We start from the raw sequence: 13,876 nt of genomic DNA on the forward strand, positions 1-13,876 counted from the left end.
TATGAACAAGCAGATAAAGGGCATATTTGCCTTGCATCACCAACCGCGATCATTGGAAAAAACGGTTATTTTGATGGATATCAGTACAGGTGAGGTGGTTCGGTTGGGTTTTGTGCGGTGTAAAAAGCATATGATCAGGGCATGGATTGCGGGATGTGTGGTGCTGGCATGGCCCGTTATTAGCCCGGCTGAGGAAGCCAAACCCAATATCACCCCTGCGCCGACCGTTGCCGTGAGCGAAGAACCCCTTGCCAGTCTGGCGCGGCCTGAATATGCGATATCGCTGTATGGCGATTTAAAATACGGGCCGGGTTTTACCCATTTTGACTATGTTAACCCCGATGCGCCCAAGGGCGGGACCTTGCTGGATAGTTGGACCGGATCGTTTGATTCGCTGAACCCTTATATTTTAAAGGGTGATCCGGCGATCGGGCTTGGGTTGATGTATGATACCTTAATGGTGAGTAGCGATGACGAGCCTTTTTCCGAATACGGGTTGGTCGCGCAAAAGATTGAAGTTCCCGAAGACCGATCTTATGCGACATTTTTCATCAACCCCAAGGCTCGCTTTCAGGACAACATCCCGATCACGGCCGATGATGTGATTTTCTCGTTCAATGCACTGATTGAAAAAGGAAATCCGCTGTATCGGCAATATTATGCCTCGGTTGATCATCTTGAAAAACTGGATGATCTGACGGTCAAGTTTGTATTCAAGCCCGGCGATAATCTGGAATTGCCGTTGATTTTGGGGCAGGTCCCGGTATTACCGGCCCACTACTGGAAAGACCGGGATTTTACCAAAACTACCTTTGAAATTCCGGTTGGCAGTGGCCCCTATAAAATCAGGGATTTCGAGCCGGGTCGTCATATTACCTATGAACGGGTCAAAAATTATTGGGCCAAAGACCTGCCTTCGGTCAAGGGCATGTATAATTTTGATACCATTCGCTACGATTATTACCGGGATCTTGATGTTGAACGTCAGGCGTTTTTTGCCGGTGAATATTATTATCGCGGTGAACATTCATCGCGGGAATGGTCGACCGGGTATGACAAACCCCCGGTGCGCAATGGCGATATCAAAAAGGAACTGATCCCCAATCACCAACCCCGCGGAATGCAGGGTTTTGTAATGAATACGCGCCGTCCGATTTTTGCCGACCATCGGGTGCGTCGGGCCTTGCAATATGCGATGGACTTTCAGTGGTTGAACCGGGCCATGTTTTATGGCGCGTATCAGCGCACAGACAGCTATTTTTCTAATTCTGAACTGGCATCCTCAGGCTTGCCCAAGGGCGAGGAACTGGAAGTTCTGAACAGGTTCCGGGATCAATTGCCACCGGATCTTTTTCCCAAGCCCTATAGTCTGCCTGATTATGATCAGGAAAATGGTCGCCGAAAGGCCCTGCGTGAATCCATGACATTGTTAAACGATGCCGGGTGGGTTTTGCGAGACCGGAAACTGGTGAATGAAAAAACAGGCGAATTGTTTCATTTTAACTTGCTATTACGCCAGCCGGGATTTGAGAAAATAGCCCTGATGATGCAGGCGCGTTTGCGCCAGTTGGGTATTGAAATGGACTTCCGCCTGGTCGATACCGGTCAATGGATTAACCGGATACAGGCGCACGATTTTGATATGACCACATTCTGGTGGCAGCAAACCTTGTCGCCGGGTAATGAACAGCGCGACTTTTGGTCCTCTGCTGCGGCCGACCAGCCAGGCAGCCGTAACTTTGCCGGTATCAAGGACCCTGTGGTCGATCAGATTATTGATCTGGTGATATCGGCCGACAGCCGCGATAGCCTGGTGCAACGTACCCGGGCACTGGACCGTGTGTTGTTATGGGGGGATTATACCATTCCGCAATGGTATCAACCCGCTGACCGTTTGGCATATTGGAATATTTTTGGTCGGCCATCGGTGGTGCCAACCAAAGGCAATTCAATGATGACATGGTGGATTGACCCGGAAAAATCAAAAAAACTGGGCAAGGGGGGATATTAAGCCATGCTGAATTATATTCTGCGTCGCATTCTTTTGATCCCGGTGACCCTGTTTGGCATCATGGTGTTGAACTTTGCGATTGTTCAATTCGCGCCCGGTGGCCCGGTGGAACAGATGGTCGCCCAGCTTCAAGGTGCCAGTGTCTCGACCACGGCACGCATTTCAAACAATGGTGCCGATACTGGCGGTGGTGCCCAAAGTGGCAATAATTTTTCAAGCGATTCCAATTACCGGGGGGCGCAAGGGCTGGACCCTGAAGTCATCACCCAGCTTGAAAAGCAGTTTGGGTTTGATAAACCGGCCTACGAACGGTTCTGGATGATGATGAAAAATTATCTGACCTTCGATTTTGGCCAAAGCTATTTTCAGGACCGCGATGTTGTCGATATCGTGATCGACAAGCTACCTGTGTCGATCTCTCTGGGGTTGTGGTCCACGCTGATCATTTATCTGATTTCGGTGCCTCTGGGCGTTGCCAAGGCCGTGCGCGACGGCAGTAACTTTGATGTCTGGACCTCGGTTGCCATTATTACCGGCTATGCCATTCCCGGTTTTCTGTTTGCCGTGTTGCTGATTGTGTTGTTCGCAGGGGGGACATATCTGGATATTTTTCCATTGCGCGGTCTGACGTCAGCGGGGTGGGATGACATGTCGCTTCTTGGTAAAATAGGCGATTATTTCTGGCATTTGACCTTGCCCATTATCGCGCTAACCATTGGGGGCTTTACCACCCTGACCATGCTGACCAAAAATTCGTTTCTCGATGAAATCAACAAACAATATGTGGTGACGGCCAAGGCCAAGGGTCTAAGCGAAAAACGGGTTTTATACGGGCATGTGTTTCGTAATGCGATGTTGTTGGTTATTGCCGGTTTCCCCAGCGCGCTGATTGGCTTGCTGTTTACCGGATCGGTCCTGATCGAGGTGATTTTCTCGCTCGACGGGGTGGGGCTTTTGGGGTTTGAATCCGTCATGAAGCGCGATTACCCGGTAATGTTCGCCACCCTTTACATGTTTACGCTGGCAGGGCTGATTTTGAACCTGATCAGCGATCTGACATACCATTTCGTCGATCCGCGTATCGACTTTGATGCGCGGAAGGATTGAGACATGGCAAATCCATTGCACCTTTCCCCGCTAAACCAGCGTCGTATCGAAAGTTTTTGTGCCAATCGGCGCGGCTATTGGTCATTGATGATTTTTGCCGTGCTGTTTGTGATTTGCCTGTTGGCCGACGGGCTGGCCAATGACCGGCCCCTGATCGTCAAATATGATGGCAACTGGTACTTTCCCATTGTCGAGGATTACCCTGAAACCACCTTTGGTGGCGATTTTGATGTCGCGACCGATTTTTACGATCCCTATTTGCGAGGTAAAATTCAGAATAACGGTTTTGCCGTTTGGCCGATTATTCCGTTTTCCTACGACACCATTGATTTCAACATGCGCGAACCGTTACCCGCAGCCCCGTCCTCCCGGCACTGGCTGGGAACCGACGATCTGGGCCGGGATGTATTGGCGCGGCTGATATACGGGTTTCGCATTTCGGTTTTATTTGGCATGGCCCTGACCCTGATCAGTTCGGTCATCGGCATCGCGGCAGGGGCGGTGCAGGGATATTTTGGGGGCTGGGTTGATCTGACATTTCAGCGTGTGATTGAAATCTGGGGTGGGCTGCCGCAGCTTTTTATCCTGATTATTCTCGCCAGCCTGTTCGCACCGGGTTTCTGGACGCTTTTGTTTATCATGGTGCTGTTTAACTGGATGAGCCTGACCGGCCTTGTCCGTGCCGAATTTTTACGCGCGCGGAATTTTGAATATGTCCGGGCGGCCAAGGCGCTGGGTGTGGGTGATTTTCGCATTATGACACGTCATGTGTTGCCCAATGCGATGGTGGCAACCATTACGTTTTTACCCTTTGTGTTAAATGGTTCCATCGTTGCCCTTACATCGCTGGATTTTCTTGGCCTGGGTATGCCACCGGGTTCACCGTCGCTTGGTGAATTGCTCTCGCAGGGTAAAAACAACCTACAGGCACCGTGGCTGGGCATTACCGCCTTTTTTGCCATCGCCGTCATGCTGAGTTTGCTGATTTTCATTGGTGAAGCCGTGCGTGATGCCTTTGATCCGCGCAAGACATTCTAGGGGAATTTGATGTCAGAACAGGGCAAAGCCGAATATCTTTTGGATGTCAGCAATCTCGCGGTGCGCTTTGGCAGTGTCGATGCGGTGCGCGGTGTTTCTTTTCGCATGCAGCGCGGTGAGACGTTAGCTCTGGTGGGTGAAAGCGGGTCGGGAAAATCGGTAACGGCAATGTCGATTTTGCAATTGCTGCCTTATCCGCGTGCCACGCATCCTGCAGGGTCTATTCTGTTTGACGGGCAGGAAATGGTTGGTGCGCCCGAATGCACCTTGCGCCAAATTCGCGGTAACCGCATTTCGATGATTTTTCAGGAGCCAATGACCTCGCTTAACCCGCTCCATAATGTGGAAAAGCAGATCGGCGAGGTATTGTTGCTGCATAAAGGCCTGCGCGGGGCCAAGGCCCGCGAACGTATTCTTGAGCTTCTGGATCTTGTCGGTATTCCTGATCCGAAATCGCGGCTGCGATCGTTGCCGCATGAACTTTCGGGCGGGCAACGCCAGCGCGTGATGATTGCGATGGCGCTGGCCAATGACCCGGAACTGCTTATCGCTGATGAACCGACAACCGCGCTGGATGTGACCATTCAGGCGCAAATATTGCAGTTATTGCGTGATTTGCAAAACCGGCTTGGAATGGCTTTGTTGCTGATTACCCATGACTTGCAAATAGTCAAGAAAATGGCCGATCAGGTTTGTGTCATGAAAGACGGCGAGATTGTAGAATTTGGCGATAACACGCGCCTGTTTGAACAACCCCGTCATCCCTATACACGGCGTTTGCTGGATGCCGTACCCTCGGGGCAGGCGCGGCCTTTGCCCGATAACGCGCAGGAATTATTGCAAACCGGCGATATTCACGTGCGGTTTCCGATTGGTAAAAAAGGCATTCTTGGTCGTCCGGAATATTACCTTGATGCGGTGGATGGTGTGTCGGTATCTGTTCGGCAGGGTGAAACACTGGGTATTGTTGGTGAAAGTGGGTCGGGTAAAACCACATTGGCCCTGGCAATATTGCGCCTGTTGCATTCCCAGGGGGATATCCGGTTTGACGGGCAGGATGTTCGTGCCCGCGAGGGGGCACAATTGCGCGCCTTGCGCCGTGATATGCAGGTGGTGTTTCAGGACCCGTTCGGTTCGCTCAGTCCGCGTATGTCTGTGGCCCAAATTGTTGGCGAAGGGCTGGAAATTCACCAGCCGGAACTTGGCCGTGCCGAACGCGAAGACCGTATTGCCCAGGCTTTGCTAGAGGTTGATTTACCCGAGAGTGCGCTGCACCGTTATCCGCACGAATTTTCCGGGGGGCAGCGCCAGCGTATTTCGATTGCACGGGCTTTAGTCTTAAAACCTCGCTTTATGGTCCTTGACGAACCGACCTCGGCACTCGATATGTCGGTGCAGGCGCAAATTGTTGAATTGCTGCGCGATTTGCAAATGCGTCATAACATGGCGTATCTGTTTATCAGTCACGATCTGAAAGTGGTTCGCGCCCTTTCGCATCGGGTGATGGTGATGAAAAGCGGGAAACTGGTTGAAAGTGGTGCCGCCGATCAGATTTTTGATCATCCGCAACATGTTTATACCAAACAGCTTCTGGCCGCCGCGCTTGACATAGATGCCCCTGATGGGCGAGTTGATGCGCTATAGCATACAAAGAAGCATATAAAACGTGATAGTAGGTTGGAAATAATGGGTAAAACCCGGAAGACAGCACAGCGGAAAACTGTGCCGCTGGCAGCCCGTATTTGTATATTTTTCGGCATTGCCGTTTTTGCCCTGACGGCATTTTCCATTTCAAATGCATATGCCTCTTCGGGCGAAGGCAAGGAGGCTGCGGCAGAAGGTGAATCTGCTGGTGTGGCCTTGCCAGCCAATGTATTCGAACTTGAAAAAGTTGTGACATCTATTGTCTTGCCGCGTCAGGGCATGATCCGCCAGATCGCGGCAGATGTCTGGCTTGAGCTGTCCTCTGTCGAACATCGTGCCATTGTAACGCGCATTCAGCCCAAATTGTTGAACGCTTTTTTGCGCGATATTCAACGTTATTTTTATCGCGACACCCAGTATCGCGCCGAAAAGGTTGCCAAGGGCAAGCGTGGCTATCATTACGAGGCGCCGTCACTGCTTTTACCGCCGAAACCAAAACTGGATGAAGACGGTAACGAAATTCACGAGGAACCTGCCGAAGGCGAGGCTGAAAAACCGCTTTTTTCTCCGTTTAAACCAACGCCGGACCCGATCATTGTGGGCCTGCAACGGCGTTTGCTGGCAACCTGTAACAAGGTGCTGGGCCCCGATATTGTGAAGTCGGTGCAGGTGCGTGGTCTGTTTGATCAATGGCCCAATGAACGATAGGAATGCGGGTATCACCCGTCATTCCGGCAACAAGCGGTAACGCACGCTGATTAAACCTGGTTGATACGCTCGTTATTACAACGGATGTTCTGTTAAATCCGGCCGGCCGGTCGGTTGGTCGGGCTGACAGGTTCAATTGCCTTGGCATGGTTGGTTTGCCCGGATTGCGCTTGTTCGTGCGATTGGTTGTGATACACCCCGCAATTATTGCCAGGTATCGGGGTGTTAAATGTCGTTGCATATATGGATCAGTTTTTGCGCCCTGGTGGCATTGATGGTGTCAACGCCAGGTCCAAGTGTGCTGATTGGTATGTCGCATTCCATGCGGTACGGTCCTGTGCCAACCTTGGTAACCGCATTGGGCGATGTTACCGCCAATATGATCCAGATGGTGATTGCAGCAGTTGGTCTTGGGGCCATTCTGGCAACATCGGCGACAGCATTTTATGCGGTCAAATGGGTTGGCGTGGCGTTTTTGCTGGCAATGGGGCTGGCGGCGTTTTTTCGCAAGCCCGCCGGAAAAGGCATTAAAAACGATATCGTAATAAAAAATATATCAGGCCGTGAACCTGCGCGTCCGCTTAAAATGTTCGGTCAGGGGTTTTTGGTTGCGGCCGGTAACCCAAAGGCGATTGCTTTTTTCGGCGCTTTATTTCCTCAGTTTATTGATGCAACACAGCCTTTGCTGCCTCAGCTTTTGATTTTGGGGGTAACCTTTGTTGTTTTTGATTACACTGCCGTAATGGTTTACGCGGCGGCGGCATCGCGCATTACGCCTTGGGTAACCCGCCATGGTGGTCACCGTGCCATTGGCCGTTTTAGCGGCGGTGTGCTGATCGTTGCGGCAATGTTGCTTTCCCTGATTGATATGCCAGGCAGCTTTGCCGGTGAGAAATAATCAGGTGTGGGGGAGCACCTGCCGATTGACCCTGCCTTTTATTAAGTGATGTCTCGGCCGATGCCTGGCCCCGGTTCCATCTTCTCTGGTAATTTCATATCCGTCATTTGTGGGCAGAAGCCTTAAACGGGCTTGGCAATGTATAATGCATTGGGGGACCGTAACGCTGCATCGCAACGTGTTTGACGGTATTGCATTTGCGCGAATGCCAATTGGCCCGGGCAAGATGATAACATGTTGAGTGATACCCTGTTTCAGGGCAAGGGGCGTGTTCAGGTTATTTGGCTGTACTGGATCGGTAACAGCTTTGGTCAGCATCCTTGTCCTCGCACACATCAATTGCGCCGCTGCTTATGATCCAGGCCCGGCCTTATTGTTGGTAAAGAGCTTTTGGTGCCGAGCCGCTCGGGTGGGAGAGCGCAAGGAAGGGGAAGGGCGGAAAGGTGTTACACAGGCTTGTGGGGATGCCTAATCGACATCTCCATGGTTATTGTTTTCAACAAAATGTTTGCCAATGTGGCCCATGAAACGAACGCTCAAAAGGCATTACATACCAAACGGTCGGTATGTAATGCATGTTGGTATGTACATCATACCATTTGGTTGGTAGGGCGGACTGGCGCTGGGGGGCGTCGGAATAAGGGGACATTTGGGGGTGCACGGGCCAGCAGGCCAAACGGTAGGTGGCCAGGCTACCAAATCTCGGGTGTCTTTATGACGCAACCATTTCAGGGTAGAAGGTTGCCGCAATAAGATAGTTAAACTTATTGGGTAGTTTTGCCTGCACTGCCAACAATATCGCCAAATTCACGCAAAAAGACCGAGCCTTTAACAGTGCGTTGAATCAGAACCGAACGACGATCGTCTTCATCCACTTTACGTTTAACCATGCCAAGCGAGCTTAGCCGATCAAGTGCGCGGGTGATGGCGGGTTTGGAAATGTTCAGGGCATCGGCAAGTCCACGAACAGTGTGGGGAGCCGGGGTCAGATAAACAGTCAGAACGAGGGCCATCTGTCGTGCAGATAAATCGGGGGAATCCCGACGTACACTTTCGACAGTCGCGATACGCCAAAGGTCAAGCGCTTGTGACGGTTTGATCTCGATGGGCATATCTATGTCCAACAGCCTGTTTGTTACGAATACGTAATCTGTTTACCTGACCCCTGACATGAAGTCAAAGGTTGATTTGTATTAATTTACTTACCGTAACGATCACTAATCACCTTGAAAGCCGCCCGGATACCCTGGGCTTCGCCACCTTCGGGGCGACCGGGGGTTCCTGCCGGGTTCCAGGCCATTAAATCGATATGTGCCCATGCTTTGGCACCCTTGGCGAACCGATCCAGGAACAAGGCAGCAATAATCGCACCGCCAAATGCCCCTGAAGAAATATTATTGGTATCGGCAGCCTTGCTATCAAGCATCGGGCGGTAATCTTCCCACAACGGCAAACGCCACATCGGGTCGCCCATTTCCATGCCGGTATTTTGCAGGGCATTTGCCAGATCATCATTGTTGGAAAACAAGGCCGGTAAACCAAGGCCCAAGGCAACACGTGCCGCACCGGTCAGGGTGGCAAAATCCAGCAGAATTTCCGGGTCTTCGCTGGCGGCTTCTGTCAGCGCATCGGAAAGAACAAGGCGGCCTTCGGCATCGGTATTGCCAACTTCAACCGTAATGCCCTTGCGGGTATTGATAATGTCGCTGGGGCGAAAGGCGTTGCCCGATACCATGTTTTCCACAGCCGGGATCAGCACACGCAACCGGACCGGCAATTTGGCCGCCATGATCATACGGGCCAGCCCCAGAACCTGTGCCGCACCACCCATGTCTTTTTTCATCAAAAGCATGTTGCTGGCCGGTTTTAAATCATAGCCACCGGTATCAAAACACACACCTTTACCCACCAGTGTCACACGCGGTGCATTTTCATCGCCCCAGCGCATATCAACCAGTCGGGGCGCACGGTCGCTGCCTTTGCCCACCGCATAAATGGACGGGTAATTTTGTGCTTCCAGATCGTCGCCAACAATGGTGGTGACGGTGGCGGAAAATTCATCGGCCAATGTTTGGGTCGCAGCCGCCAACTCGGCCGGGCCCATGTCATTGGCCGGTACATTAATAAGGTCGCGGGTCAGGGCCATGCCGCGTGCGGTGTTCTCGGCCCGGTCGCTTGCGGCGTTGTCGGGGCGAATAAATGTGGCCTGTGGCGCATCGATTTTGCGATAGCGGTCAAACCGGTAGCCACCCAGATACAGGCCCAGCATGGCACGTTCGCAAAGTTCGTCGTTGCCGGTTACGGTTGCGTCAAACTGATAGGTGCCTTTGGGCAAAAGGGTGACAAGGGTGGCAAAATCCCACACCGATTTGGCATCATTTTCAAAACCCAGCACCACCGATGCGGCCTTGCCGTCGGTTGATGGCAACAAAAGGCTGGTGCCCCGTTTGCTTTCAAAGTGATTGGCATCAATCCATGATTTATGCAGATCTGACTGATTTTCCAGCCATTCGCCAAATTTGGCCGGGGTAACAGCATGAATTGTCAGGGCTGTTTGGGTATCGGTAGAGGCGGGTGTGGGGATAATATGGTCGAACAATTGATCCGTCCTTGTTTGTTTTGGCGGGGCGCGTTGCCCGATACACCTAACCCGGCATCATGTACCAGTTAAAGTGGCTCGGGGTGGTTTATGTGAATGAAGATGTGTGACATCGGGTGTCATGATCAACATTGTTATGGTTATTATGCGGCGATTGGCCCACAAACAACAAGAGGATTGGCGTGGTATCCGTCATCCGGTACGTGTTGTGTGGCCGGTGCTGCCGGAATATATTTTGTGTGTGGCCTGCGGGTTTTGAAGAACCTTGCTTTTGCACCTGTGCGGTTGGCGCACGTATGGTTCTGTGATCCTTGTTTTAAGTGTATGACGGGTAAAATGGAAAATCTTCCGGTACTTTATATTGGCAATAAAAACTATTCTTCATGGTCGTTACGGGCCTGGCTGGGCCTCAGGGCCACCGGTGTTGAATTTGAAGAAAAGCTGGTATCGCTTTACACAGAAGAGTGGTTTGCCAAGGCCCCGGTTTTTTCGCCAACGGGCAAGGTTCCAGCCTATTTCGATGGAACAAAAACCATTTGGGAAGCCTTGGGGATACTGGAATATATTGCCGATACCCGACCCGATACCCTGTTATGGCCGCTTGATATGGATATCCGTGCCATTGCCCGGTCGGTTGCACTGGAAATGCATGGCGGGTTTATGGCTCTGCGTACCAACATGCCAATGAATTTGCGCAAAGATCTTTCCGGTCGCGGGCGTGAACCCGGTGTTGAAAAAGACATCGAACGGATCAGCACCATTTTTAACATGTGCCGTAGCCGTTATGGGCAGGGTGGGGATTTTCTGTTTGGCCATTTCACCATTGCCGATGCCATGTTTGCCCCGGTCATTACCCGGTTTAAAACCTATGGTGTAACGCTTGATCCGGTTGGCGAGGCTTATAAACAGGCTGTGCTTGCCATGCCTGCAATGCAGGAATGGTATCAGGGGGCACTTGCGGAAAGCTGGGTTATTGACGCCGCCGAATTACCGGCAAAAGAGTAATTTAACCCTTATTGGTTTTGCCACCATTCGCCGAGGATACCTTGCCTGTTTCGTCTTCCCGTTATGTGCCCGAAGTGGACCCGCCTGGTCAGGACCCGGCCCTTGACCGGGTTTTGGCCGATGTAAGGGCATGCCGTATTTGCGAAGCCCATTTACCACTGGGGCCGCGCCCGGTGGTGCGAATGGCCATTTTAGCACCTGTTCTGGTGATTGGGCAGGCCCCGGGAACAAAGGTGCACCAAACCGGCCTGCCATGGAACGATGCGTCGGGTGATCGGCTGCGAGACTGGTTGCAGATGTCGCATCAGGAGTTTTATAACCCGGCCAAACTGGCAATTATGCCCATGGGGTTTTGTTACCCTGGCCGGTTTGCGCGTGGTGGCGATTTGCCTCCCCGGCCCGAATGCGCGCCAACCTGGCATGATGTACTTTTGCGTCACTTGCCGCATGTGCGGTTAACCTTGCTGATCGGGCAATATGCGCAGGCGCATTATCTGGGCGTGCGCCGGGCCAAAACCATGACTGAAACCGTGCGCCGGTTTGAACAGTTTTTGCCCGACGGTTTGTTGCCCATGCCCCATCCCAGTTGGCGCAATACGGCATGGATCCGTAAAAATCCATGGTTCGAAAGCGCGTTGTTACCCGTTTTGCGCGAACGGGTAAGGCACGCACTGGACGGACAAAATACCAGGATTTCAAATTCCTGACATGTTTTCATGGCTGTATGTGGCTATCATGACAGAACGATATGTTAACCCTGATGTGAAAACAGGTACAGGAGGCTGAAATGAGCAAACTTTCCCCCGCCGAAATAGAAATTGCCTTGAACGAAGTCAGCGGCTGGACTCTGGCGGGTGACGGGTTGTCTATTCAGAAAACCTTTAAATTCAAGGATTTCAACGAAGCCTTTGGTTTCATGACCCGGATTGCGCTGAAGGCCGATAAAATGGACCATCATCCTGAATGGTTTAACGTCTATAACAAGGTCGAAATCACCTTGACGACCCATGATGTCGGCGGTGTGTCGCAGAAGGATATTAAACTGGCGGCATTTGCCGATGATGCCGCCTGATAGCGCTCCACCAGGTGGCATGTTTGTGAACCCGTGTAGCGTTTTTACGTGAAAAGCCGGTGGGATGATCCACCGGCTTTTGCGTATCCAGAAGCGGTATGAATGTGGAATTAAGTTTCAAAGGTTTCGGGTTCGATAACCGCGATTATTATTTTGGTTCAAGCCGTACGGCCCCATCAAGGCGAATGGTTTCGCCGTTCATCATTTCGTTTTCGCAAATATGCAGGGCCAGGCGGCCATATTCTTCCGGCCAGCCCAGGCGTTTGGGAAACGGGGTGTTGGCCGCAAGGCTGTCCTGAACGTCGTCTGGCAGGCCCGAAAGCATGGGGGTGCCAAACAGGCCAGGGGCAATCGACATCACCCGTATGCCGTGGCGGGCCAGTTCACGGGCCGCTGGCAATGTCAGCGAATGGACAGCTCCCTTGGATGCCGCATAGGCGGCCTGGCCGATTTGCCCTTCAAAGGCAGCAATGGATGCGGTGTTAATGATAATGCCGCGTTCGCCACTTTCCACCGGCTCGGCCTTGCTCATGGCATCGGCCACCACGCGCATCATGTTGAATGTGCCGATCAGGTTCACATTGATCACGCGGCTAAAATTATCCAGATTGGCCGGGCCTTCACGCCCGACAATGCGTTCCCCATGCACGATTCCGGCACAACTGACCAAAATGCGTGGTGTGCCCAAATCGCGAACAACGCGGGCCACGGCATCTTCAACGCTTTGCGCATTGGTTACATCAACCGCAAAACCCTTGCCCCCCAGTTTTTCCGCTGTGGCATTGGCACCGTCACCGTTCAGGTCAAAGGTCGCAACAATGGCCCCGGCTGCCGCCAAAACCCGCGCTGTTGCAGCCCCCAGGCCAGATGCTGCTCCGGTAACAATCGCAACTTTTCCTGAAACCTGCATCGGCTTCTCCTGCTTAAATAATTTAATTGGTATTTCTATACCAAATTATCTGTTTTTAAGGCAAGGAAAAGGCGCTTAAGCCGGTTGTGCCAAAGGCAGGGCATTAATTTTACGAAACGCCCCTCGGAAGATCCGCCTGTTAGCGTGCAGTCGGGGTGTTGTGTGGTGCTCGGCTTTGTGCAGTCAGTTGCCTTTCGCGCAGCACAACATAAAGGGTACTGGCGATAATTAACCCGGCACCGGGCAGCAGCCATATATCAGGAATTTCCCCAAATAACAGGGCAGCCAACAGCGCGATTAGCGGCAGACGCAAATAGGAAAAACCGACAAAAAAGCTGTAATCGGCCAGTTACAAGGCTTTGACATTGCAATATTGCATCGCGTTCATCATGGCGGCTGCCAATGCCATTAAGGTCAGGCTTTGCCAGTCTGGTGTTTGCCACACAAACAACATCGGAATAAGCGACACCGGTGTGATTATTGCCATTAAATAAAACATGATCGTGGCCGGGTTTGCCTTGCGAACCAATAAATTGGTTGTCATGCCAGCCCCGGCCATGCACAGAGCGCGGTAATTGGCAGCAGGTCTGGCAGTGAGGCCCCGTTAAAGCCTGGTTGAATGATAAGCGCCCCGCCGATAACCCCGTAACCGATGACGATCCAGCGATGATGATGGACTGTTTCGCGCAGGATAATGGCCGCTAGAAGGGTGCCAAATACGGGAACTGTAAAATTAAGGGTGGTTGCCCGTGCTAACGGTAAATATTGCACGGCAAAAAACCACAAACACATTTCTGCCGTTGAAAGCGCCCCGCGAACGCCGAACAGGGCAAAGTGCGGCGTTTTAACCCCGTTATGCCGCTGCGCAGGGCAAATGTCACAAC

14 protein-coding genes are annotated in these 13,876 nt (G+C 52.1%); 9 read left to right on the forward strand and 5 right to left on the reverse strand.

The window, feature by feature from the left end; translation table 11 throughout:
• Nucleotides 1-73 precede the first annotated feature (73 nt).
• From J4E05_RS11725 to J4E05_RS11750, 6 genes are all read left to right on the forward strand, one after another.
• The gene (locus J4E05_RS11725) at nt 74-2,011 is read left to right on the forward strand and encodes an extracellular solute-binding protein (protein WP_349595693.1); all 1,938 of its coding nucleotides are present in this window, start codon (nt 74-76) and stop codon (nt 2,009-2,011) included.
• A gap of 3 nt (nt 2,012-2,014) precedes the next feature.
• Complete coding sequence (locus J4E05_RS11730; protein WP_085589909.1) at nt 2,015-3,118, forward strand: microcin C ABC transporter permease YejB; 1,104 nt, start codon at nt 2,015-2,017, stop codon at nt 3,116-3,118.
• Nucleotides 3,119-3,121: 3 nt separating this feature from the next.
• Nucleotides 3,122-4,156 carry an ABC transporter permease gene (locus J4E05_RS11735; protein WP_349595697.1) on the forward strand — a complete coding sequence of 345 codons (1,035 nt, stop codon included), beginning with the start codon at nt 3,122-3,124 and terminating at the stop codon, nt 4,154-4,156.
• A gap of 9 nt (nt 4,157-4,165) precedes the next feature.
• Nucleotides 4,166-5,800 (forward strand): ABC transporter ATP-binding protein, encoded by a 1,635-nt coding sequence (locus tag J4E05_RS11740; protein ID WP_349595699.1) that lies wholly within the window; start codon nt 4,166-4,168, stop codon nt 5,798-5,800.
• Nucleotides 5,801-5,842: 42 nt separating this feature from the next.
• Complete coding sequence (locus tag J4E05_RS11745) at nt 5,843-6,508, forward strand: hypothetical protein (RefSeq protein ID WP_085589903.1); 666 nt, start codon at nt 5,843-5,845, stop codon at nt 6,506-6,508.
• A 229-nt stretch (nt 6,509-6,737) separates the two neighbouring features.
• Complete coding sequence (locus tag J4E05_RS11750; protein ID WP_349595702.1) at nt 6,738-7,406, forward strand: LysE family translocator; 669 nt, start codon at nt 6,738-6,740, stop codon at nt 7,404-7,406.
• Between the two features lie 764 nt (nt 7,407-8,170).
• Here J4E05_RS11750 and J4E05_RS11755 read toward each other — a convergent pair.
• Together J4E05_RS11755 and J4E05_RS11760 are read right to left on the reverse strand one after the other, a co-directional pair.
• The gene (locus J4E05_RS11755; RefSeq protein WP_085590966.1) at nt 8,171-8,518 is read right to left on the reverse strand and encodes a MarR family transcriptional regulator; all 348 of its coding nucleotides are present in this window, start codon (nt 8,516-8,518) and stop codon (nt 8,171-8,173) included.
• Between the two features lie 86 nt (nt 8,519-8,604).
• Nucleotides 8,605-10,005, reverse strand: coding sequence for a leucyl aminopeptidase family protein (locus J4E05_RS11760; RefSeq protein ID WP_349595705.1), 1,401 nt, complete (start codon nt 10,003-10,005; stop codon nt 8,605-8,607).
• A 336-nt stretch (nt 10,006-10,341) separates the two neighbouring features.
• On the opposite strand from J4E05_RS11760, the gene J4E05_RS11765 reads away from it, so the two are divergent.
• The 3 genes from J4E05_RS11765 to J4E05_RS11775 all read left to right on the forward strand — a co-directional run bounded on the left by J4E05_RS11765 (nt 10,342) and on the right by J4E05_RS11775 (nt 12,082).
• The gene (locus J4E05_RS11765) at nt 10,342-11,010 is read left to right on the forward strand and encodes a glutathione S-transferase family protein (protein WP_349595708.1); all 669 of its coding nucleotides are present in this window, start codon (nt 10,342-10,344) and stop codon (nt 11,008-11,010) included.
• A gap of 41 nt (nt 11,011-11,051) precedes the next feature.
• Nucleotides 11,052-11,717 carry a uracil-DNA glycosylase family protein gene (locus tag J4E05_RS11770; protein ID WP_349595711.1) on the forward strand — a complete coding sequence of 222 codons (666 nt, stop codon included), beginning with the start codon at nt 11,052-11,054 and terminating at the stop codon, nt 11,715-11,717.
• A gap of 80 nt (nt 11,718-11,797) precedes the next feature.
• On the forward strand, nt 11,798-12,082 hold the full coding sequence (locus J4E05_RS11775) for a 4a-hydroxytetrahydrobiopterin dehydratase (protein WP_349595714.1): 285 nt from the start codon (nt 11,798-11,800) through the stop codon (nt 12,080-12,082).
• Between the two features lie 148 nt (nt 12,083-12,230).
• Here J4E05_RS11775 and J4E05_RS11780 read toward each other — a convergent pair whose 3' ends face one another.
• The 3 genes from J4E05_RS11780 to J4E05_RS11790 form a co-directional block, all read right to left on the reverse strand.
• Nucleotides 12,231-12,992: an SDR family NAD(P)-dependent oxidoreductase gene (locus J4E05_RS11780; RefSeq protein WP_085590962.1), complete on the reverse strand. Its 762-nt coding sequence runs from the start codon at nt 12,990-12,992 to the stop codon at nt 12,231-12,233.
• Nucleotides 12,993-13,341: 349 nt separating this feature from the next.
• Nucleotides 13,342-13,536, reverse strand: coding sequence for a hypothetical protein (locus J4E05_RS11785; RefSeq protein ID WP_349595717.1), 195 nt, complete (start codon nt 13,534-13,536; stop codon nt 13,342-13,344).
• Nucleotides 13,533-13,784, reverse strand: a complete 252-nt coding sequence (locus J4E05_RS11790; protein ID WP_349595720.1) for an EamA family transporter — start codon at nt 13,782-13,784, stop codon at nt 13,533-13,535. The genes J4E05_RS11785 and J4E05_RS11790 overlap by 4 nt, the downstream gene beginning before the upstream one ends.
• Between the last annotated feature and the right edge of the window lie 92 nt (nt 13,785-13,876).

The organism is Thalassospira sp. NFXS8 (genome assembly GCF_040148805.1).
Lineage (GTDB): Bacteria > Pseudomonadota > Alphaproteobacteria > Rhodospirillales > Thalassospiraceae > Thalassospira.